The sequence below is a fragment of the Pseudoalteromonas sp. OFAV1 genome (assembly GCF_021532595.1).
GTDB classification, from domain to species: Bacteria; Pseudomonadota; Gammaproteobacteria; order Enterobacterales; family Alteromonadaceae; genus Pseudoalteromonas; species Pseudoalteromonas lipolytica_C.
Window position 1 is genome coordinate 1 of the sequence record NZ_JAKGBG010000018.1, and the last position, 24,412, is coordinate 24,412.

Below are 24,412 nucleotides of genomic sequence, written 5' to 3' on the forward strand. Positions count from 1 at the left end.
ACTTGTCGCTCTTTACCTATTTTACAAACTTGATAATTATTTTTTGCTAAATCAATCGCAATAACGTTAAGATTCACCATGTATGGACTCCTTTTGTAAAAGTTTTGTCGCTTATTACGTTACCCCCCCTGTGGGAGGGGAGTCCATACATCTCTGTGGTTCAAATTATTTTCACAAAGAGAAGTTAATGAGAAGATAAAGAGGAAGTGAAAACACCTCCTCCATAATTGTAATATTTTTGCTATTTCGAACTACTAACAACTCGCTCGCATATCTCGCGCATTTGTTGTTTAATTTTAGGCTCTTTTTCTTCAAACAGCTTATTAATGCAATCGATATAGGCTTGGTTCTCTTCAAACGGTACGCCTATTTCGTAAGCGTCTGCTGCTTCTCTAAGCATCTCTTTATCAAATTCACTGAAGATATCGACCATTTCTTGGGCTTTTTCTCGCTCAATACCAAGCGCTTCAAAAGCAGAACGGCCCATCCGCATAGTGCTGTCGTACGTTTCGCGAATAATATCGCGACAACCGTATGTCCATAATTCATACACATGGTGACGGTCTACTGCACGGGCAACAACATGTAAATGCGGGTAATTTTGCATAGCATAACGCACGAGTTTAGTTATTTGCTCGGCATCATCAAGTGCTACAACCAGTAATTTTGCATCCCCAATGCCAGCTGCACTGAGTAAATCTGGACGAGTTGCATCACCAAAGAAGTTACGAATACCAACATGTTCAAGTGCTTCAAGTTGTTTATAATTATAATCAATTACGGTGGTGTTATATCCACCTGCTTGCAAAATACGGTCAACAAGGCCACCCATTCTGCCTGAGCCTGCAATGATCACATGGCTATCATCAGGAAACTCTTCTTCATCTCGCTTGGCTTGCTCACAAATAAAGCGAGGCGCTATCACACGTTGATACAGAATGAATAAGCCCGGTGAGAGCAGCATTGATAAGGTCACAACCAGTAATAACTGGTCGGCAAGGGCTGCTGCCAATACATTGTTAGACACACTGTAAGCAAGTAATACAAAACCAAATTCACCAGCTTGCGCAAGCCCCAGTGCTAGCAACCAGAGTGAGGCGCCTCTAAGGCCAAAAACACGGCCTAAAATTAACAACACAGCTGTTTTAGTTGCAATCAGTGCCCCAGTTAATAGCACAATAGTAGCGAGGTTATCAGCGAGTAATTGAAAATTGATGCTCGCACCAACGGTAATAAAAAATAGACCTAGTAATAGCCCTTTAAAGGGATCGATATTGCTTTCGAGTTCATGTTTATAAGGTGAATTTGCAAGCACAACACCTGCCAAAAAAGTGCCAAGCGCAGGTGATAAGCCAACCAATGACATCATCAAAGCGATACCAATAACAAAGAATAAAGCCGTTGCGGTAAATAGTTCGCGAAGCCGTGCTTGTGCGACAAATCTAAAAATCGGTGCTGTTAAGTAGTTACCACCAAAGATCACTAGTGCAATCATACCCAAGGTTACCAGCGCAGCTTGCCAGCCCTCAAGATTTGCCACTAAACTTAAACCAGCATGCGCGTCTTCGCTTGCATGGGCTGTATCTGCAATTGCGGGCGCTAATTCTGGTAAAGCAAGCAATGGAATAAACGCAAGCATAGGTATTACAGCAATATCTTGGGTGAGTAATACGCTAAATGAGGCTTGGCCGCCATCTGACTTTAACAGCCCACGCTCTGAAAGCGTTTGCAGCACAATCGCGGTAGATGAAAGCGATAATATTAAGCCTATTGTAAGAGCTGTTTGCCAAGCATGACCAAACGCTAAGCCTATACCTGTAAAGGCGGCAGCGGATAAAATTACTTGCCCACCACCTAGACCAATAAGCTGTTTTCGCATAGACCACAGTGCTTTGGGTTCAAGCTCTAAACCAACAATAAATAGCATCATTACCACACCAAACTCAGCAAAATGCTGGATGGCAATCACATCAACATTTAAAAATGTCAGTGTTGGCCCAATAACAATACCTGCGAGTAAGTAGCCAAGCACAGAGCCAAGCCCTAATTTACTTGCAATAGGTACGGCAATAATGCCGGCCAGAAGAAAAATGTAGGCGATTAAGAGAAAGTCAGTCATCGTAATCCTGTTTTTTTAATTAACTATGGTTGTTTTTGCTAGTTTTGCCAGCAGTTAGGTAGTGAATGCAATCAAAATGCGAATTTAGTCTATAAAATGACAACAAGGTATGATGTTTAGTAAAAGTGCTTAAGATAAAGTGAGGGGTAAAAAATCATTGTTTTTTCTTAAAAATCGCTTGCGTAGAGTTTGGCTAGGTATATACTCGCAACACATTTAATAGGAGCAAAAAATGAGCAAAAAGAAACAACGCACACAAGGCCAAGTTGATACTGGTCGCGGTGTAATTAACGACAATGTGTACGCCGCATTGGTGACATCTAAGCTGTTTGCAGCAAAAGTAGAGAAACCAAAAAAAGGTAAAGGCGCTTATCAACGTAAGGCAAAACATGCAGGACGAGAGTCCTATTTAATCGCTGCTTAATTAAGTTGTGATCAAATAGGATTTTTGTGAAAAGCAAACACTCAGTGTTTGCTTTTTTTTTACCTAAAATTCGCGTTAAGAATAATTTTAAGTCAATTTTTTTAGAAATTTTTATCTAAAAACTAATTTATTCGTTATATACCTAAAATAGATACTTCAATTATTTTTGTTTTTCCTAATACAAGCTTTGCCTGTTTTTCATACAACCCAGATGTACTGCACTTCCTTTGGTTAATTTATTGTTAATTTTATGTTCACTTTTGCCTTGTAGAATCAGTTTGTTTTTTGCTGTTTGATATAAATAATTAATTCTTTTTTAGTGTTTTTCATTTAATTATACATAAAAAATAACTGGTAATTTACCGCTTATGGGTAATTTGAGCTTGACGTGATAGTGCTTTGTGTTACTTTAAAGTTGGATTTGTAAAATAAATGTTATCAAAACTTTGGGCGGAGGGAGCGAATGAGCTCGCATAAATTAATAAAAAATGCCTTTAAACTGAGTGCGCTGTCGCTAGGTTTATACGGCTTTACAGCACAGGCTGCGATTGATTGCAGCAACTTAGAAGTGTGGCAACAAGGGCAAACTCATGTTGGTGGTGATCAGGTTCAAGCACAAGGTAGCGCTTATGAAGCGAAGTGGTGGACGCAAACCAATCCTGTGGAGACCTCTGGTGTCGATCAAGAGTGGCGTTTATTGGGCGCTTGTGACAGCGTTGTCAGCGAAAATCAAGCACCTCAAATTAGCAGCTTAACACCAGTAGAAGGTTCTTTATTTACTAGTGGTGACAGCGTTGTCATAAATGCGGTCGCTGTGGATCCGGATGGCAGCGTGGCAAATGTTGAGTTTTTTGTTGATGGTACATCGCTGAGTGTTGTGACAAGCGCACCTTATTCAGCGAGCTGGCAAGCAACGCAAGGCAGCCATGTGATAAGTGCGGTCGCAACGGATGATTTAGGGCTAACCTCTACAGCGGTCGCACATTCAGTGAGTGTATCTGATGACGTTGAGCCGGTTAACCAAGCGCCCGTGGCGAGCATTGAATTTAGCTCACTACCATCACAAGTAACGGTGGGTGACAGTGTGGTGTTTGCGCTTTCTGGCACTGATAGCGATGGCCAAGTAACTGCGTTATCGTTAACTGAAAACAGCACTGAAGTTCATCAAGCCAGTGCCGCTTCTTCAAGTTATACGTGGCAGGCTCCAGCACTTGGACAATTTTCATTTACCTTAACGGTGACCGATAACGAAGGCGCGACGAATACGCAAAGCAAAGTTGTGAATGTTGTTGAAGCAACAGAACCTGGTAGCGATTGTAAACCGCAAGGCTTATACCAAACACCGGGTGTGAATACCCCATACTGTAGCGTGTATGATACAAATGGCCGTGAGAAAATGGGCGCCGATCATCCACGTCGAGTTATTGGTTATTTTACGAGTTGGCGAAATGGTGCCAATGGTCAGCCAAGCTACTTAGTGAATGATATCCCTTGGGACAAGATCACCCATATTAACTATGCCTTTGCGCATGTTGATGGCAATAACAAGGTCTCGATTGGTGATCCCAATGCAGCTGGCAACCCAGCGACAAATATGACTTGGCCGGGCGTTACAGGTGCTGAAATGGATCCAAGTTTTAGTTACACAGGTCACTTTAACTTACTCAATAAATTCAAAAAACAACACCCAGATGTAAAAACCTTAATCTCTGTAGGTGGCTGGGCTGAAACAGGTGGTTATTTTGGTGAAGACGGTACTCGCGTAAACAGCGGTGGTTTCTACACGATGACAACCAATGCCGATGGCTCTGTGAACCAAGCGGGAATTGATGCTTTTGCGAAAAGCGCGGTTGAGTTTATTGAAACCTACGGTTTTGATGGTGTCGATATTGATTACGAATACCCATCGTCAATGAACGACTCAGGCCACCCTGATGATTTTCCTATCTCTAATGCACGTCGCGCAGGTCTTAATGCCTCGTATCGTGTATTGATGCAAAAACTACGCGAAGAACTTGATATTGCAGGTGAAAAAGCAGGCAAGCACTACTTATTAACGATTGCTTTGCCATCTTCAGGTTACTTATTACGTGGCATGGAAACATTCCAAAGCGTGAAGTATCTCGACTACGTTAACATTATGTCTTATGACTTACATGGTGCATGGAATTCACATGTAGGCCACAACGCAGCCTTGTTTGATACTGGCCTTGATTCTGAATTATCGCAATGGGGCGTTTATACCACTGCAGAGTTTGAAGGAATTGGTTATTTAAATACGGATTGGGCTGTGCGTTATTTCCGCGGCGCGGTTTCTGCGGGTCGAATCAATATTGGTATTCCATATTACACCCGTGGCTTTAAAGATGTGTCGGGTGGTACTAATGGTTTATGGGGCCAAGCAGCGCTGCCAGATCAATCAAAATGTGCGAAAGGGACTGGCGTTGGTGAGAAAAACCAATGCGGTAATGGTGCACTTGGCATAGATAACCTATGGCACGATAAGAACGATGTGGGTGAAGAAATGCCAGCAGGTTCGAACCCACTATGGCATGCGAAAAATCTCGAAAACGGCATTAACCCTTCTTACCTTGAAATCTATGGTCTAACGCCAGAAACCGATGCAGATGATGTGTTAACAGGTACTTATACACGTTTTTACGATGATGTAGCAGTTGCTCCATGGCTTTGGAATGCAGAGAAAAAGGTTTTCTTATCAATTGAAGATGAGCAATCAATGGCAACCAAAGTTGATTATGTTATCAACAATGGCCTTGGCGGCATCATGTTTTGGGAGCTTGCCGGTGACTATGATTATGACTCAGCGAAAGGTGAGTACTTCATGGGCTCAAGCTTAACTACACTTGCTTACGATAAATTTAACCAAAGTGGTGTGGCTTATAACACTCATCAAGGTAATGTTGATTTTACCATTCCAAGCGAAGCGGTTGACGTAAGTTTTACGGTGAAAGACTTCCCAATTGGTGATGATAACTACCCGATTTCACCTACATTCGCATTCACCAATAACTCAGATATCGACTTAAGCGGCGCGAAAATCAGCTTTGATGTGCCTGTTTCTACCTCTGCAATTTTCAAATCAAATTGGAATGCACAAGAAAAGCTCGGCATGGCTGTTGAAGCGAATGGCTCGAATGCAGCTGGCGATAATATCGGCGGCTTTGAAAATGAGTTCCATCGTTTTTCAATCACCTTAGTGAATGAGTGGGGCGGTATCGAAAAGTCATTTAACACAGGTGAAACCGTTGAGGCACAAGTTATGTACTACATGCCAATTACGGGGCCAACTAACTTCACCATTGAGAAAAATGGCAAAACCTACGCCTTCAAATACGAATACCCAATGCTACCAGATGGCACTCCTGGCAGTGGTGATACTGGCGGTGACACCGGTGGTGATACGGGTGGCGAGGGAAGCTGTAATGGTGTTGATGTAGCAAGCATCCCTGTGTATCCAAATTGGCCGCAAACTGATTGGGCTGGCAATCCAAGCCATGCTGTTGGCGGCGACCTAATGAATCACAACAACGTGATTTACGAAGCAAAGTGGTGGACGAGCACAGAGCCAGGCACATCGGCTGACTGGACGGTGAGTTGCACGCTTTAACCAACTAAGCGGAGCAAGGACTTTGCTCCGCATTTCTACAGCGAGAACAACAATGAAAGTAATGAAATCAAAGGCATTGTCTTTATCGGCAGTGGCAACCAGCATGCTGTTTGCCTGTGCATCAAGCCATGTGAATGCCCACGGATTCTTAGAAAGCCCGAAGGCGCGCCAAGCATTTTGTAATGCCGATGGCGGTTACTGGTGGCCTGCAGATGGCACGGGTATTCCTAACCTTGCTTGTCGTGCAGCATTTGTTGAAGCAGGACATGTGCAGTTTGTGCAAGACATTGAATTTTCAGCTAATACCATTGAATACACAAACCTTGATGCAGTAAAACAAAGTGTACCTGATGGCCGATTATGTGCAGCAGGCGACCCAGAAAAACGCGGTATGGATTTACCTTCAGCGCATTGGCAACGCAGTGAAGTTATTCCTAATGCTAAAGGCGATATTTTAGTGCGCTTTTTAGCGAGTACGCCGCATAACCCAAGTTTCTGGCAGTTTTATTTAACAAAACCGGGCTTTGATAGTGCGACTCAAGTGCTTACGTGGGATGACCTAGAGCTTGTTGAAGAGTACGGCAATGTTGATTTTAGCATTGACGCTAACAACGACCGTTACTATGAAATGAGCGTGTCGATTCCACAAGGACGCAGTGGCGATGCCATTTTATACACGCGCTGGCAACGAGATGATGCCGGTGGCGAAGGCTTCTACAACTGTAGCGATATTAATATTGTCAACGATGCGACCCCGACAGAGCCAACCGATTGGACAGCAATCAGCTACTTTGTTCGTCAAGGGCAAAACGGCGAGGTTGGCGGTAGTGTGTCAGCGCGGTTATTTGATGAAAATGGCCAAGAGTTACTTACTCAACAAATGCAGATCACAACTGATAATCAAGCTAATTGGCAGGCTGAATTTGCAGCGCTGTTAAACCTTAATTACGCGCACTTAGTTAATATTGGCGTGCAAAATAGCGCCGGAGATATTGCCTTTGATGCGTCTGATTTAATGACTAATCAGGTCTTTACAACGAATGCAAACTACAGCTTTGCACTAAGCGTACAAGCGGCTCCTGAAAATACCGCGCCAATTATTCATCAACCAGATGACCTTCAAGTCGAAGAAGAAAGCAGCACAGCGATACACCTGCACGCCTTTGATGATCAACAAAGCACCTTAACTTATAGCTGGGATGTACCTGCACCACTGAGCTTTACGGGCAGCGATGCCAACATCACGCTAACTGCCCCTGCTGTGGATGCTGATACAAGTTACACCGTGAGTGTATCGGTGTCAGATGGCGAGCTCACAAGCCAAGTAAGTTTTACCGTGACTGTACTTAATAGCACTGTAATCGACCCTGACCCTGTTGATCCGAGCGTGCCTGTTTGGAATAGCACAAGCCAATACAACACGGGCGATAAAGTGAGTTTTAACGGCGGAATCTACAGTGCGAAATGGTGGAACCAAGGCGCACAACCAGACAGTAGTGATGCATGGCAGCTTGAATCTGGCAGTGCATCAATCGAGTGGAAAAGCGGCAAAGCCTATCAAGGCGGCGACGAAGTAACCTATCAAGGACAGCGCTATCGAGCGCAGTGGTGGACCCAAGGAGATGTACCGGGTGCCAGCCAAGTATGGACAGAAATCTAAAGTTTTGTAGTTCAAACTTTATCAATAACAGCGTAACGCTATATAAAAACAGATAAGAGAGAATCATGAATATAAAACAATTAACTGCAGCCATTGGTGTTGCACTCTTTGCAAGTGCAGCGAATGCAGCACCTTCAACACCAACCATTATTTGGGAGCCACAAGAATACTCATTTGTTGAGGTTGATCTTGAGGGTACAGGTTCATATAAGAGCTTGGTGAACCGTGTAGATGAAGTCACCATCAGCATTGAATGGAACGCATGGAGTGGGGATGGCGGCGACAGCTACAAAGTGTATTTCGATGATATGCTGGTTAATGAAGGGTCACTTGCAGCAGGCACCAAAAGTGGTGTTATTAGCTTCCCGTATGATAAAGCCGGTCGTCACACATTATATTTAGAACTATGTGAAGGCGGTACTACCTGTGCTCGCAGTGAAGGTAAGCCAATTGTTATTGCCGATACAGATGGCGGTCACTTAGCGCCATTACCGATGGATTATGATCCAAACAACCAAGATATTGGCACCAAAGACGGTCTTGTAACCGGTGCCTACTTTGTTGAGTGGGGTATTTATGGCCGTGACTATGATGTAACCAATATTCCAGCGCAAAACCTCAGTCATATCTTGTATGGATTTATTCCAATTTGTGGACCTAATGACTCGTTAACAGGTGGGCCTAAAAACGCGCTAAATACTGCCTGTGCAGGCTCGCAAGATTTTGAAGTGGTGATCCACGACCCATGGGCTGCGATTCAAAAAGCGCTACCAGGTGTTGATAGTAATGACCCAATTCGTGGTACGTATTCGCAGTTAATGGCGTTAAAGCAGCGTTATCCTGATCTGAAAATTTTACCATCAGTAGGTGGTTGGACTTTATCAGACCCATTTGCTTACTTTACCGATAAAGCCAATCGCGACACGTTTGTGGCATCAATGGAAGAGTTTTTAAGAACGTGGAAGTTCTACGACGGTGTTGATATTGACTGGGAATACCCGGGTGGTCAGGGTGCTAATCCAAACTTAGGCGACCCAGTTGCTGACGGCCCAGCATACGTAGCGCTAATGCAAGAGCTGCGCGCGATGCTTGATAAGCTTGAAGCCGAGACAGGCCGTGAGTATGAGTTAACATCAGCGATTGGTGCAGGTTACGACAAAATTGAAGATGTCGACTACTCACAAGCTCAACAATATATGGATTACATTTTCTTAATGAGCTACGACTATTATGGTGCATGGAGTAATGTAACGGGCCATCAGGCTGCGCTTTATTGTTCATCGCATTTCCGTGTTGGTCAGTGTGATGGCACAGGTGTTGATGAAGAAGGCGTTCCATATAAAGGCCCTGCTTACACAACCGATAACGCAGTGCAAAATCTACTTGCGCAAAACGTACCGTCGAAGAAAATCGTGGTAGGTACTGCTATGTATGGTCGTGGCTGGGAAGGTGTTTATCCAGAAAACGCGACTATCGCTGATAACCCAATGACAGCCCCCGGTAATGGCAAGCTAAAAGGCACTACAGCGCAAGGTGTATGGGAAGACGGTGTTATCGATTATAAAGGCATCAAAACTTACATGTTGGGAGCTGCTGAAAATGGCATCAATGGGTTTGAAACAGGTTATGACGAACAAGCCGAAGCTGCTTATGTATGGAACCGTAGCAACGGTAAATTAATTACATACGATAACCGTCGTTCAGTTTTGGCAAAAGGTGCTTATGTTAATCAATATAACCTAGGTGGCTTATTTGCATGGGAAATTGATGCTGATAATGGTGATATCCTCAACGCAATTCACGAAGCACTTGGCGGCACAGTCACTGAGCCTAGCAATAGAGCGCCCGTGCTATCTGTATCAAGCACCGTATCTGTTAATGCGGGCGAAAGTGTATCTGTTAGTGCATCGGCAACTGATGCGGATAACGATCCGCTAAGCTTTAGCTGGACAGCTGACAGCGCGTTAACAGTAACAGGTGAAAATTCAAATACCCTTGTTATCACAGCGCCATCAGTGATTGCTGATACGCAATACACGGTTGCTGTGAGTGTGAGCGATGGCGAGGCAAGTGTAAGCCGTAACGTTACAGTGAATGTTGTAGCACCAACAACAGGTGAGAACCAAGTACCAGTGGTTGCGGCAATTGCAGATAAAACCATGGCAGAAGAGGCGAGTGTGGCTGTTGCGGTTTCGGCATCTGATGCTGATGGCGATGCGCTTTCATACAGCTGGACAGTGCCAGCAGGCTTAACGTTAGTGGGCTCAGGAGCTGATGTGAGTTTACAAGCGGGCAGCGTTGATGCAGATACTAGTTATGTTGTATCGGTTTCGGTAAGTGATGGTCAAACTGCAACAGCAGTGAGCTTTAATGTCACCGTGACAGATTCTGGCACAACAACTCCGCCAGATGGTGAAACCAGCTGGAGTGATACTGCAATCTATGTAGGTGGTGATAAGGTAACGTACAACGGCGTAGAGTACACAGCTAAGTGGTGGACACAAGGTGACCGCCCTGATTTAGGTGGCCCATGGGAAGCAAGTTCACAACCAACCGATGGGAACGGTGATGTTGTGTGGCAAGCGGCGGGTATCTACAACGGTGGCGACCAAGTCACTTACCAAGGTAATAAATACGAAGCGAAATGGTGGACTCAAGGAGACGAGCCAGGTGTCGCGGATGTATGGAAAGCACTTTAAGTGTAATAACCACATTTAATGCCCATCATTAAAATGTGATTTCCCTTCAAAGCAGCCGCATGGCTGCTTTTTTGTGGGTAGCAGTTAGCGAGATGCGATAAAAGAGCTAATGACGGGGTGTAAATGTGCTGCTACGAGTTTGCTGCCGGATTAGAAGAAAATAGGCAAAAGTAGTTATGAACCATATCCTAAGCGAATTCGTAAAATTGTTTATGTAACAACCAATTTAATAAACAGAACAAGTACCATGAAAAAATTTATATATTTAGCCGTTTTATTGCTTATACACACTACCTTTAATAACACAGCATTAGCTCAAGAAGATAAGACAGTTTTAGTTCCCCTTCCATCTATTGATGATTTCACCAAAGGTGAAGATGGCTGGGCATTTGGCTTAGGTGTGGGGTTAGAATATGAATCTGCTTACGAAGGATCTGATGAATTTGGACTGGAAGCACAGCCAGCCGGTGCCGTGCAATGGCGCAGTGGTGATAATATTTATTACTTTGCAGGAGAAGCATTTGGCTGGCGAGGATTACTTAATGATCAATGGCTGCTAGATGCTTTGATTGGATTTGAAGAAGGTCGAGAAGAAAGTGATTCTGACGATGGCAGATTAGATGGCCTTGGTAATCAAGAAGAAGGGTATGAAATAGTTTTACAAGCTCGCCGCTCATTTACCCAAGATTGGCGTTATTGGTTAGTTAGTCGTTTCGTTGCCAGTGAAAACGGCAATTTAGCCTTATTTGGTGTTGGACGTCGATTCGGTGAGCAAACGGACGGCACAGGCTCTGAAATCAATCTTGTGTTTGTAGTACACGACAGTGAATACGCCAATAATGGCTTTGGTGTTGATGCTATGCAATCAGCGTCATCAGGCCTAGAAGAAACAAATTTAAGTGGTGGATTGCGCTCGTTTGGTATTGATTATAATTACCGACAAAACCTCAACAGTGATTGGCAAATCTATGGTGAAGCGTTGTTCGAGTATTTTAGTAGTGAAGTCAGAGATAGCCCTATAGCACGCAGTGATTACGAAGCTGAAGTGGGCGTTGGGGTTATTTATACGTTTTAGTTTAACCACTTATTTATTAACTGAACTAGGTAAACCAACAGCTTACTTTGGTAAATGCTAAGCCATATTGCCACCCTCTGAGCGCAATGAAATGACCATTCATTGCGTTCACATAATCTTTTTATACTACCTAAGGCTAACTTAAAATCGTAAAAAATGTAGCCAACTGTTTCGATTAAAAACAACACCTAATTATTAGCAAAATAAACCCCAGAAATAGAAACCTTGATTCGGCTTTGATAAGCACAGCTAACAATTTACTAGAAGTGGTTTTATGTTTGCTTCATGCTCATCGCAGCCTGTCGGATGAAGCCCTTCCTATTCATAGACACAGCAGGAGAGCTTCTGCACTACACCCACGTAGCAGAGGCTTTATGCCGCGAAGATTAACGCGATATAAAATCGCTACTACATGCTCTAATCTTGAAACTAGTAACTTTCCCTTTCTTATTTTATACACTGGTCTTTCAGGTATTATCAACCATACTTGAATAAAGCGGTCTGTAGGTAGTTAAGCTAAGGTGGGTTGATGGGGTTAAAAGCGCTGTTTTTACTTGTTGTTGCTGTAGTAAGCAACTCGGCTTTTAGCTGCGATAAAACCTTAAAAGTGGGAATTAGTCAGCAGTGGGCGCCGTATACTTTTACGCAAAATGGAAAGCTCACAGGTATTGATATAGATGTGGTTAACTTAGTACTTAAAGAAGCTGGGTTTTGCGCTAAATACGTCATTATGCCTTCGTCAAAACGGGGCTTTGCTGAACTAAAGCATGGCAATGTTGATCTGTTGCCTGCGGCGAGTTATAGCAAAGAACGAGATGCATTTAGTTATTTTTCAGAGCCTTATCGTCTAGAAGTCATGCGGTTATTTTGGTATCCGAAACCATTTTTAGAAAAGCTTGATCTGCAAGGCTTGCTTGAACAACAACAAATTATCTTATCAAACAGCGGTAGTTATTATGGCCCCGAATTTTCACACTTTAGTACTGTGGAAAAATATAAATCGCAGCTGATCACTGTCCCTTCGTTACGTCAGCGCGTTGCTATGCTTAGCGCTAAGCGGGTTGATTTTTTTATTGATGACGAATTAGCAGGGCTTTATTTAATTCAAAATAATCAACACAGTGGTATCGCCCTTCACCCCTATATAATACACAATAACGATGTGTATTTGATGCTGAGTAAAGTAACTTTGGATGCTAATGAAAGGGCTGCGATTAGCCAAGCAATTGTGTCGAATAAGCAAGCGATAAAAGAAATTATCGCTCGCTATGTTACAAATTAACCTAATCGCGTAACACGAAGTTTTATGCGGCCCGCGTTTGCACCATAAAAGCGGTTTAGGTCGTTGGCAAAAGGGCAAAACTCGCCTGATTTTGCAATCCGAATATCGGCACCTTCGGCAATCTCAAACAAGTTTTCATCGTTGTTGTCTATTGCGCCAATCAGCGCAAACCATTGTGCGTGTGGCAAACGTCTAAATGGTTCAAGCACTGCCATTGGAATTTCTTTCACTCCAAGTTGAATATTGTCGCGATGCCAACCGCCGGGCCCACAGCTGATACCATCGTCATACCAAATTTGTTCTGGGTAGGGAGTGAATCGATAGGTACCACCTTGCTCTAACATTAAGCCTGTATGATTGTACTTTTCGGCGCCATACACAAATACATCTTTACTTTCATCTATGCTAAGTACCGTCATATTTTGTTTATCAAGTGCAATATGTGGGCTTAATCCTGTAAAACTTAAACGAGTTTCATCACTGTAAAGTACATCATAATTAAGGCTCTTTAGTGATTCAGGACGGTAACTTGTTAAGCGATTGATACGTTCTGCAACCGTGTAATGAATAGTAGGTGGGTGTTCGCTTTGTTCGTTATCAACCAACACGCAACACTCGCGATCTACAAGCTTGAATAACGGATTGAACCAAAAATAATTTTGCTGATGGCTCAGAGCAAGCGGATCTGGGGTTACTGTCACATCATCTTGCGCTATCAAATTGCGATGCTCAGCTGGGAGCAAACTGTTGTAGTTTATTTCTGCGCTTGTCAGTAGATTAAGTGAGACACTTTGTTCAATCAACCACTCAATGGCATAACGTAAGCAAATATCTGCTAATCCATCACGATAATAACCGCCACCTACGTCTGAATGAGCTCCCGCAAACCATATTTCTTCAACATGGGGGGCTTTGTTAATTAATGTTGGCTCAAAAGCACGGCGCTTTTCATCAAGAGCCACGCAATGAAGGGCTGATTTTATATTGCTTGCTAGCGTGTAGTTTTCAAAAATAACATGCTCTGCACCGCGAGTTGCTTTAGTTACTTTTGAAAAACCAATTGATGCCACAGTGTCAAATACACAAAGGTATACGTCATCACTGATCAGTGGTTCAAGGCATTTTGCAAAGCGCCGCGCAAGAGCCGCACCGCGGCTAAAACCGGTTAATAAAACTTTATCACCCACAGCGTAGTAGCTTTTAAAGTCATTCATTGCACGGTTTAAAATGCTGGCAACGTCATCACCTCTAGGAGCTAAGGCCTGGTTAAATAAACGCTTAAAGCGACTACCTTGAGTACCTATACCTTGGTAATAAAAACTAAGCTGGCTCGGGAAGGGGGTCTCAGGTTCACTATTAAGTGCACCGCCAAACAGTAAATGAAGTTTGAGAATATTTGAGATACTGGCGTCTTCTTTGAAGTGTGCGGCACTAAATTGTTCTGCATCACGAGGCTCACTGCCCGTGCCATCAAAGTTGAAAATCAGCGTTTTAGCGTTCATAGCGTCATTCCTTTAGTGGTTTGTCATAACATACAGAGCATTTATTAAAATTAGAAGACAAATTCATAGCGCGATAAAAAATACGGGCTTTGTTCTGACAAAGCCCGTATTTTTTTATCGTTATTTATTAACTTACTCTCGCTATGGTGTGCCTTTGTAATATGCTGAGTAATATCTCGTAGTCTTTCTCGATATCGATTAGCTTATGTTGGATATCTTTAAGGGTATTTCCTTTGCTAGCAGCGAGTACTTCTAACTCTGTAAAATGCTGATGTAATTTAGTGGCGCCAACGTCACCACAGGTGCCTTTTAGGGCATGGCTTATTGTGGCAATACCGTGATAATCTTGCTCTTTAATTACTGTGATTAACTGCGTTATTTTTTCATTAGAACTGTCTAAAAACATCTTACACACTTTATTAAGAAGCACTTCGTTATTCATCAACCGGGCAAGGGCAGCTTCTTTGTTCCAATGAATTTTTTCGTCGGTAATTAGCTCGCTATGTTCTGGTTCTGAGGTAACTTGCGCCTGATTTTCGGGAGCTTTGTTCTTCGAGTTTGGCTGTTTAGGAAACACTGATGATATCCATTTTGCTGTTGTCATGATTAATTTATCAGCACTAATGGGTTTAGTTATGTAGTCGTTCATTCCTGCATTTAGACATTTATTACGTTCACCCAACATTGCATTTGCCGTCATAGCAATAATAGGTATATTAATATGATGCTCTCCTGCAGCTCCATTCCTAATTTCTGTGGCGGCATCATAGCCATTTAATACGGGCATTTGGCAGTCCATCAACACACAGTGAAAAGGATCATTTACATCTGTATTTGCCAAAATATCTACAGCTTGTCTACCGTTTGAAGCCACTTCAAAGCGAAGTGAAAGACTTGTCAAAGTACCTTTAGCAACTGCTGCATTTATCTCGTTATCATCGACTATAAGTACTTTTGCACCTTCGACGCTGGCGTCAATGTGTGTTTGCGCATCGCTATCTCGACGTTTTTGGTTTTGCACACTCAGATCTTGTGCAACTCGTTCATCGGCGAGTTTTAGTAAAAACTCAGAAATAAGCACTGGTTTAGATAGTCGTGTGAAAGAGCAAAATCTTGCCTGAGGGGGGGGTTCTGTAGGATTTATTAGCACAACTAATTTAAATGGTAATGAGCTTGAACATTCATTTTCACAATAACTATCTAACTTAGCTAATAGTGGGTTTCCGGGTTCTAAAATAAGGGTTTCGAAAGGCATACTCTTAGTGAGTTCAAAGTCTTCAATGTCAATATTGGATAGTTCTCCGCCATACACGTTTATGAGTTTGGCCATGCTACTTTCGAGCTCTGGGTGCTTAACAAAAAGTGCAAATGTTTTGCCACTTAAACGCTGATTGCTAGGGGATTTTTGAACGTCATTAATTTTTAAGCGAATCGAAAACTCAAATGTACTACCTAGTCCTTCGATTGACTCAAAACTTATCTCGCCATCGAGTAAATTGGCAAGTTGCTTACAGATTGAAAGCCCAAGCCCCGTACCGCCATATTGTGATGCAATGGTGCTATCTGCTTGGGTAAATCCATTAAATAACTTGCTTTGATGTTCGTCAGGAATACCTGAGCCAGAGTCTTTAATAGTACATGTTAATACGGCGGTGTTTGTATCAATGGTACGGGTGTATGCTGAAAACTTAACATAACCAGTTTTGGTAAACTTAATCGCGTTATTAATAAGGTTGGTTAGTACTTGTGAATAGCGATGAGGGTCAGTGACGATAGAATTAAATTCTACATCGGCGATGTCTAATATAAATTCTAAGTTTTTCTCTTGTGCTTTAACGGCCATGCTGCCAGCTAAGCTTTCAAAAAACTTAATAGGATTAAACGCTTTTTTATCAAGGTCTAACTTGCCTGCTTCAATTTTAGATAGATCGAGAATATCGTTTATCAACACGTTGAGGTTATTCACACTTACCTCAGTCATTGCTAAGTAATGCCTTTGTTGATTACTAAGTGATTCGCGTTTAATTAAATTCAGAGTACCAATAATACCATTTAATGGTGTACGCATTTCATGGCTGATATTAGAGATAAAGGCGCTTTTAACTTGGCTGGCTTTTTCAAGTTGTGCGGTTCTTTTTGCAACTTTAACTTCGAGCTCATTGTTAGCTTGCTTTATTTTGTTACTAGCTTCTTTTTCGAGAGTGTTATCTCGAATAATAATTGCTGTGCCGCATTGCTGTTGATGCTCGTTAATAATGGCAGAAAATGCGACTGTTAAGTGACAGCTAGTCTGTGACTGAGGTGTAAAATCAATGTCAATTTCATATCGCTTGCGACTATCTCTTAACTCGGTACATACCTTTTGTATATCGATATTTGGCAAAAGTTTAAGTGTATTAATGTCAGTGCCGAGTACTTGCTCTCGTTGAAAGCTAAATAAATTTGTTGCTGCTTTATTCCAGCTGGTAACAACCCCTTTGTTGTTTATGCTAATGATTGCATCTTTAGAGCCACTAATTATAGCGGATGATACGGCTCTTGCCTGAGCAAGCTCTTGATTGCGCTTGAGGTTTCGATAAAAAAACACCAACATAAAAAGCAAAAATAGTGAAACACCAAGAAAGAAAACATACGTACTGATCCGTCGCTCGAGGCGGATTTTTGCAATGTCGTCATGGGAGAGTAAGATATGAGATGTTATAAAGCCTGATTCAGTATCACCTGAAAGTGGGATTCTGCGACTGAGCACTTCACTCTTTTTATTATTATCATAGGTAGCGTTAATACTCACTAAGCCACCGAGGTTTTCAGTATTAGTTTGATAAGTGGTATCCCAGCGATTCGAAGGTGCAAGATCTCGGCTAAAGTTAAAACGTTGATCTGGATGTATAAGAAAGTAACCTTCATTATCTGTGAGAATTAAGCTGTGAGGAGTTTGAACAAGCTCAGACAGAGAGTTAAACAGAATTTGGGTATTTACATTGGCTATAATAAAACCAAAACGTTGCATGTTTTCATCAAAAATAGGTAAAGCAAGTCGCAACATTGGTTTGTATGGAAACTCAAGCTTACCGTATTCACGGTTTAAGGTAATGGCAGATAGGTACATATCACCCAAAGAAAGCTGCGCACTTTGCTGATAGTAATCACGACTACTTTTATTCTGTAGTTGGTTGATCGCTTTTACGACGATGCCACCGGCTGCTCTATCAACACGAATCAATTCTTGGCCGGCATCTTGAGTACTGATAACCCGTAATTGCTCAAACTCAGAGTTTGCCTGTATGAAAGCAACAAAGATTGTTTCAAGTCGTTTTCTCCATTGTGCAGTTGTCGTGTTGTCGAGGGGGTCATTGCCATTATTTGCCGCTGCTCGTGCGAGTCCTGCAATAGGCGGTGTGGAGTATAGGAAATGTAAGTCATTTTTGTATTTACTGATATTTTCTTGGACTTGAAGGGTCACTGTACTACTTGAATCCTCAAGACGTGATTTAATCGAAGTAGTTAGCTCTTTTTCTAATTGTTGTTCAAATACAAAAATAGCTAAACACAACACCGTCATAATAAATAAAAAAGCCCAATAAAATTGATGACGACTTTCTGAATATTGATGAGAAGTTTTACGCACAAAGTTGTATGACATCATCTTAATCTTAGTTGGAAGGTGTTATTTTCGATTACATTGAGATTAGGCAATGATTGATATTTCAGCAAGTAGGCAAACGCTGCAGTTTCTGCCTCGATGTTTGGCTTGATACAGTGCTTTGTCAGCACATTTTATCAATTGTTCAGAATCTAAGTTTTCGTGCCCCTGCAAGGTAGCGCTGCCAATACTTATAGACACCGTTGTCGCTTCTGGGTTTGGGTGGGTGATATTTAACGCTTTGACATTAGCTAATAGTTTATGAGCTATATACTGAGCCCCTTGGATATCAGTATCTGGTAATACACATAAGAACTCTTCACCACCAAAACGCACAGTGGTGTCGGTTGAGCGGTTAACACTTCTTTTAATTTCTTGAGCGACTAACTTTAAACACTCATCACCTTGTTGGTGGCCGAAAGTGTCGTTGTATTCTTTAAACCAATCGATATCGATCATTAACACCGAAAGAGGATTATCATAACGTTTTGCTAAACGAATATTTTGCTCAAGTGTACTTTTTAAGTAGCGTCGGTTATTTAACCCTGTGAGGCTGTCTTGTTCGCACATTGTTTTTAGTAGGTCAGCTTGCTTTTTGATGGTTAAGTGAACATTAACTTTATTCAATAAGATATTGCCGTATACGGGCTTAGAGACAAAATCAACGCCGCCCACTTTCCAGCATTTATCCTGAGCTTCAAGATCCATGATTGAGGTAATAAAAATAACCGGGATATGACTGTACTGAGAGTGTGCTTTTAACTGCTTACATACATCTAAACCATTTGTGTTGCCTAGATTAACATCTAAGAGGATTAAATCAGGAGAGTGAGACTCGCACATGGGCAAAACACTCTCGCCGCAATCGGCGGTGAGAGTTTTAAAATGCGGAGCAAGTAAACTTTCAATCACTGTTGTATTAATTGGTTCGTCATCAACTATTAAAATAACAGACTCATCAAGTTTTAAATCGTTGGCTGCCAAAGGTTGCAAAATGATTCCTCTAGTTGTTGTATAAAGCGTAGCCGCATTTTTTAAATTCCTATAGTTAAAGGTGCTAAAAAATAATTTTAATTGGCGATGGCAATAATAAAGGACTAGAGTTTTCTTAATGATTTTAAAAGAGGCGACGGAAGTGCTTTTTACTCATCAAGAGAACAAACCCAGTAAAATTATGGTTGTTGATGACGAGCCAACAAGCTTAATGATTATGTTAGAGGCTTTAAACGACCTTGGTGAGATTGAATGTGTCGATAATGGCGCTGAGGCGCTTAAAAAAGCGGTATTATTTCAACCAGATGTTATTTTACTTGATATTGAAATGCCAGATATGGATGGCTTTGAGGTTTGTAGACAGCTTAAAAACAACCCTATCACCCAATCAATTAGTGTCATATTTGTAACTTCACACAATGGACAAAAATTTGAATACCAGAGTTTTGCAAGCGGTGGTATCGATTTAATCATTAAACCTGTCGATTTAACTATTTGTCGTTTAAGAGTACAAAATCAATTAAAAATCAAACATCAAGAAAGACAAATTCTTGCAGCAAAAAATGATATTTCAACATTGGTTGAGCAAGTTCCTGTGTATATATCTTACTGGTCAAAAACAGAGGAAAATTTATTTAGTAATGATGAAACCGCCCATTGGTTTGCAAAAAGCAGTGAGCAAATGCTTGGTTGTTTCGCTAAAGATGTATTACCTGAAAAGCTGTATGAGGCTTTTCATCGTTGTTTAACTGAAGGCATAGAGCAAGAAGTTTTAAATATACAGTTGCCCAATCCTCGTAATAGGATTGAATATGTTAGAGCGCAAATAAATTTGAGAGTAATAGAGCAAGAGGTTACTGGTGTCATTCTTACTCTTTCGGACATCACCTCTATTACCAATACAAAAAAACAGCTATCGAATGAATCAGAACGTCTACGAGTTATGCTCAATTCAATTGGTGATGCAGTGATTGCCACGGACAACAACGCAATAATTAACTTTATGAACCCCATTGCAGAGCGTTTGACGGGATGGCATGCCGATGACGCAAAAGGCAGGCATATTGAAGAAGTTATGAACCTGGTTGATGCATCATCAAATACACGCTTAGTGAATCCTATTTTAGTTGCTTTAAAAGAGCATCGTATTGTTGCAATGGCCCTTAATAGCCAATTGGTTGGTTTTGATGGCCGTGTTCATCGCGTTGAAGATTCTGCTGCTCCTATTCGTGATATTGAAAACAACATTATTGGTGGCATCATCGTTTTTCATGATGTTAGTGAGTCGGTAGCAATGGCAGTAAAAATGACCCACTTGGCAAATCATGATTTATTGACAGATTTGCCTAACCGAGTTTTGCTACATGATAGGGTGGTTCATGCGTGTAAAGTCGCCTCAAGCATGAAAAAAAGTGTGGCTTTGATGTTGATAGACATCGACCACTTTAAATATTTAAATGACACATTAGGGCATCATAAAGGCGATTTGATTATAAAGCATGTTGCCAATCGGCTAGAGTCATTGCTTGATTTAAATACTACACTCGCACGTATTGGTGGCGATGAGTTTGTGGTGCTGATCCCCGATGTAAAATCGACAAGTAACGTAGATAGTATTGCTCTAGAAATTATAAATACGATGGCAATGCCTTTTCGCATTGATGGTCAAGATTATAACTTGTCTGTGAGTGTTGGTGTGAGTATGAATCCAAACGACTCATCTACCGCAGAAGAGCTTATGACTCATGCAGACGCTGCTATGTACAGAGCAAAAGAACAAGGGCGAAACCGGTTTTGTTATTACTCTGACGACTTAGAACATCAATTTAAGCAGCGTCAAAGCATTGAAAAGCTATTAAGAAATGCAATTGAACACGAAGAGATAGACGTTTATTACCAACCCAAGCTGGCTCTTGCCAGTGAGGAAATTGTAGGCGTAGAGGCTTTAGTACGTTTACGGGATGAGAATAATAACCTTGTCTCGCCACTGGATTTTATTCCGCTTGCCGAAGAAACGGGCTTAATTCATGCATTAGGGTTATCGGTTTTAAAACAAAGTTGTGCTGCAGCCAAAGATTGGGCTGATAAAGGCTATAAAATAAAAGTAGCGGTAAATATTGCCGCGAAACAATTTACTGACAAAAACTTTTGCAATACTGTTGCTCAAACACTCCAAGAGATAGGGCTTCCAAGTGAGTTGCTAGAGTTAGAGGTAACAGAAAGCGCACTGATGCATGATTTCGAAGAAATCAAAAGTATGTTGAATAACCTAGCTTCGTTGGGGTTAGCGATTGCTATTGATGACTTTGGTACAGGTTATTCAAGTTTGTCATATTTAAAACTGTTTCCGGTGGATGTGTTAAAAATTGATCAGTCATTTATTCGCGATATGCTCACTGATACGCAAAGTATGGATATTGTTAGAACCATTACAAGCTTAGCGCATACTCTAAATTTACAGATTGTAGCGGAAGGAATCGAAGAAAAAGCACATTTAGAGAGTTTATTAGAATTAGGCTGCGAGCTTGGGCAAGGGTATTATTTTTATAAACCAATGCCCAAAGAAGCGTTTGATGAGTTGTTAGATTAAGCCATAGTATGACTGTACAAGATACCGCAGCCAATTAACACTAGAGCTATACCACCAATCGCTTCAGCTTTTTTACCAACCCAGCCACTGATGACATTGCCAAGTAATGAACCAATAGTGACCATTACCGTTGTTGCAAGGCCAATCATGGCGGCTGCTAAGTAAATGTTTACTTTCATGAATGCGAGGCTGATACCCACTGTCATAGCATCAATACTAGTACCAACAGCAGTAAGTAAGGTGGCCATTAACGAGCGTTTATTTGTTGCTGTTAATGTATCGTCTTCATCGTCATCTTCTTTACGGCTTTCAAGCAACATATGAACACCTAGGCCTACCAATAGCACAAAAGCAATCCAGTGATCATAGGCTTCAACATATTCAGCACCTGCACTGCCAATTAGCCAGCCAATAACAGGGGCAATGGCCTCAATACAGCCGAAGATCAAACCCAATTTAATCGCACTTAAAACGCGCGGGCTTTTTAGTGTACTGCCTTTAGTGATTGATGCGGCAAATGCATCGGTAGACATAGCAAGTGATAATACACTCAGAGTAACAATGTTCAATTTTTGCGCCCCACAAAAAGTGCGTATTATACGCACTAGAACTTTAAACAGATAGGTTAATTTTTGTTTTTAGGGCTCTGTATTGAACTTATAAAGCGCTATATTGATAGTTATTCATGAGTGTACCTTCAGCAGGTGTGAGTTTTGGCTCAAGTTTAATAAGCGCTTCATAGACGCTTGGAGCGAGTTCTTTGAGTCGTTGTACCCGGCTAAAATGATTTTGCTCGAAATGGTTAACGAGCTTGAGTGCATTTGGCATATAGTCAACAAGAGTTTGCGTGTTATAACTTTGCTCAAGTGCTTGATCGAGAATATCTAGTCCTGGTTTTGAAAAGTCGTGGGGTACTCCCAATTTGATTAAAAACTCAATTGCTTTATTCGAGTGATCAGTCGCATAAAAATACATATCCATGTTAAATGTATCTGTTAACGAAAAATCAAAACCATTTTCGGCTAATGATTGCCAATCTGATAGTGGAAGATTCTTCAGTAAGTAAAGGGCGCTTGGTGGAGGTGGAGTTGGATTAGCTCTGCTTTGCCAAATAGCGTTCATTTGTTCGATATTTTCTAAGGTTTTTGCAAGCAGTAAATTCGTTTGGTGCGTGCTGAGTTTGGCACCCTGCGTAATAGTTGCGAGGGCATTAAAGTCGTTATTGTTAATTGCTTCTTTAAAGGCATCTGGTTGATAAGGGGTTTGTTGCCTTAAATCACGAAAATGCATGAGATGCCAGTAATGAACAAGCATGGGGTCAATCTCTTGCAACATGTCAGCGGTCAATGGGCCTTGGCGCGCTTCGAGTTGTGTTAATTCATCCATTGCTTGTGAGCGGGTTTTAATCGCTTCTAAATTACTTAAATCTTGTTCTACCTGTTGGCACGTTTCATCAGCGGCTTTAAATTGTTGCTTTTGCTTTTCGTAGGCACGCAGCGCGTCTGAAATAGCTGAATCATCTTTGCTTTGATGCTTGAAGGCTGCTTTGTTTGCAATCAGGGGAATATCGCTTAATTCATCAAATGCTTTTGCGGCAAATTGCTCACCTACGAACAATAAGCTGTTTGGTAAAAATGATGACTTAAACATCAACAAGCGATCTTCTGATGTGCCTCTCACATGCTCGCCATGGGCTTTGTAGCCTTTATCCTTAAGGTACTTTAATGTCTCTCGGTGTTTGTTTTCAATAGGTTGTACTTGACTGTTTGAGCTACCTTTTAAGTTAACAAGAGCGATATCCATCGCCGTGAATACATCGGGCAGATTGGTTGGCTCAATACCGCGCTCATTCAAAAGCTCTAATATCGGCACGTTGAACTCACTGACTGCAACATCAGCCAGATTTAAATAGAGCTGCTCATGAATAAAATTATCACTCATGGCTGTTGGTACACCGCTTAACTGTGCCGTTTGCGCTATTAATGCTGCTATATACGTATTGGGTAAGTTGCTTTTTATGGCAATGGCTATGTCATTTATCGTAAAGTCTTTTGTCGATATGGCATTTTCAAATTCTGTCTCAGTTAAACTATGCGCATTTAGAATAAATAAGATTGACGGCGAAATAAGTGCCGATGGACCTAGCTGAAACGGTGATTTTAAATACGTATTAAAGTTATCAGTGTTATCTAATAATTTGTATAGCGCTGTTTTATTTACTTGCTCTGGGAGTGGTACGTCGAACATGATTGAACGGGTATTAATGTTCAGAGACTCAGCATTAGATGTTAATTTTTTAACAGTGTCGGCATCAAAATAATCAACAACCTCAAGTCCTTGCCAGTTTTTTAATATACTTATTGAGTCTGCATACTGAAACTGCTCTTCGGCATTACTTTTAATTGCGTTTATCAGTAAGGACTCAAATGAGCGATAAGATATTTTGGTTAGTTCTGAATAACTTAAAATTTCTGAGAGGGGTAAACCGTCTTTGAGTGCTTGCTTAAGAGCAGCATCAATTTGGCTATGATCAGTGGCCGCTTGCGTGGCTTTTATACTTTGTTGCTCACACTCAAGCTTTGCAAGTCGTAACTTTTTTAGAGCTGATGCTTTGCTGGTGTTTTGTTTATTTACATCTTCAGTTACAGAGCTCTGGCTAGCAACATTATTAGTGTGTATGGGCAATTTAGCAGTAACTGTCTCGCTTTGGGTCTGTTTATCAAAGTACAGGTAGGTTCCTACTGCACAAAGGCCTATAAATACTGTGAGTGAAATACCTTTTTTCATATTCAATCCA

General features: G+C 41.5%; 13 protein-coding genes. 7 read left to right on the forward strand and 6 right to left on the reverse strand.

The annotated features are described in order from the left end of the window. Positions 1-241: 241 nt before the first annotated feature. On the reverse strand, positions 242-2,119 hold the full coding sequence (locus L1267_RS11740; RefSeq protein WP_235382933.1) for a monovalent cation:proton antiporter-2 (CPA2) family protein: 1,878 nt from the start codon (positions 2,117-2,119) through the stop codon (positions 242-244). Positions 2,120-2,351: 232 nt separating this feature from the next. On the opposite strand from L1267_RS11740, the gene arfA reads away from it, so the two are divergent. From arfA to L1267_RS11770, 6 genes are all read left to right on the forward strand, one after another. After that, positions 2,352-2,543 (forward strand): ribosome alternative rescue factor ArfA, encoded by a 192-nt coding sequence (gene arfA, locus L1267_RS11745; protein WP_235382934.1) that lies wholly within the window; start codon positions 2,352-2,354, stop codon positions 2,541-2,543. A gap of 463 nt (positions 2,544-3,006) precedes the next feature. Continuing rightward, a complete protein-coding gene (locus tag L1267_RS11750) occupies positions 3,007-6,171 on the forward strand; it encodes a glycosyl hydrolase family 18 protein (protein ID WP_235382935.1) in 3,165 nt (1,054 codons plus the stop codon). Positions 6,172-6,223: 52 nt separating this feature from the next. Continuing rightward, positions 6,224-7,831, forward strand: a complete 1,608-nt coding sequence (locus L1267_RS11755) for a lytic polysaccharide monooxygenase (RefSeq protein ID WP_235382936.1) — start codon at positions 6,224-6,226, stop codon at positions 7,829-7,831. A 65-nt stretch (positions 7,832-7,896) separates the two neighbouring features. Further along, positions 7,897-10,530, forward strand: a complete 2,634-nt coding sequence (locus L1267_RS11760) for a glycosyl hydrolase family 18 protein (RefSeq protein ID WP_235382937.1) — start codon at positions 7,897-7,899, stop codon at positions 10,528-10,530. 247 nt (positions 10,531-10,777) lie between these two features. Next, positions 10,778-11,605: a MipA/OmpV family protein gene (locus tag L1267_RS11765; RefSeq protein ID WP_235382938.1), complete on the forward strand. Its 828-nt coding sequence runs from the start codon at positions 10,778-10,780 to the stop codon at positions 11,603-11,605. Positions 11,606-12,134: 529 nt separating this feature from the next. Beyond that, positions 12,135-12,887 (forward strand): substrate-binding periplasmic protein, encoded by a 753-nt coding sequence (locus L1267_RS11770; RefSeq protein ID WP_135926743.1) that lies wholly within the window; start codon positions 12,135-12,137, stop codon positions 12,885-12,887. Here L1267_RS11770 and L1267_RS11775 read toward each other — a convergent pair. From L1267_RS11775 to L1267_RS11785, 3 genes are all read right to left on the reverse strand, one after another. Continuing rightward, positions 12,884-14,389: a phospholipase effector Tle1 domain-containing protein gene (locus L1267_RS11775; protein WP_235382939.1), complete on the reverse strand. Its 1,506-nt coding sequence runs from the start codon at positions 14,387-14,389 to the stop codon at positions 12,884-12,886. The two genes, L1267_RS11770 and L1267_RS11775, sit on opposite strands and share 4 nt — an antisense overlap. 127 nt (positions 14,390-14,516) lie before the next feature. After that, positions 14,517-18,035 (reverse strand): ATP-binding protein, encoded by a 3,519-nt coding sequence (locus tag L1267_RS11780; RefSeq protein ID WP_235382940.1) that lies wholly within the window; start codon positions 18,033-18,035, stop codon positions 14,517-14,519. Between the two features lie 42 nt (positions 18,036-18,077). Further along, positions 18,078-19,025 carry a diguanylate cyclase gene (locus L1267_RS11785; protein WP_235382941.1) on the reverse strand — a complete coding sequence of 316 codons (948 nt, stop codon included), beginning with the start codon at positions 19,023-19,025 and terminating at the stop codon, positions 18,078-18,080. A 118-nt stretch (positions 19,026-19,143) separates the two neighbouring features. On the opposite strand from L1267_RS11785, the gene L1267_RS11790 reads away from it, so the two are divergent. Then, positions 19,144-21,615, forward strand: coding sequence for an EAL domain-containing protein (locus L1267_RS11790; protein WP_235382942.1), 2,472 nt, complete (start codon positions 19,144-19,146; stop codon positions 21,613-21,615). On the opposite strand, the gene L1267_RS11795 is transcribed toward L1267_RS11790, so the two are convergent. Together L1267_RS11795 and L1267_RS11800 are read right to left on the reverse strand one after the other, a co-directional pair. After that, positions 21,612-22,184 carry a manganese efflux pump MntP gene (locus tag L1267_RS11795; protein WP_235382943.1) on the reverse strand — a complete coding sequence of 191 codons (573 nt, stop codon included), beginning with the start codon at positions 22,182-22,184 and terminating at the stop codon, positions 21,612-21,614. The genes L1267_RS11790 and L1267_RS11795 overlap by 4 nt on opposite strands. Before the next feature lie 88 nt (positions 22,185-22,272). Beyond that, positions 22,273-24,402, reverse strand: coding sequence for a hypothetical protein (locus L1267_RS11800; RefSeq protein ID WP_235382944.1), 2,130 nt, complete (start codon positions 24,400-24,402; stop codon positions 22,273-22,275). Positions 24,403-24,412 lie beyond the last annotated feature (10 nt).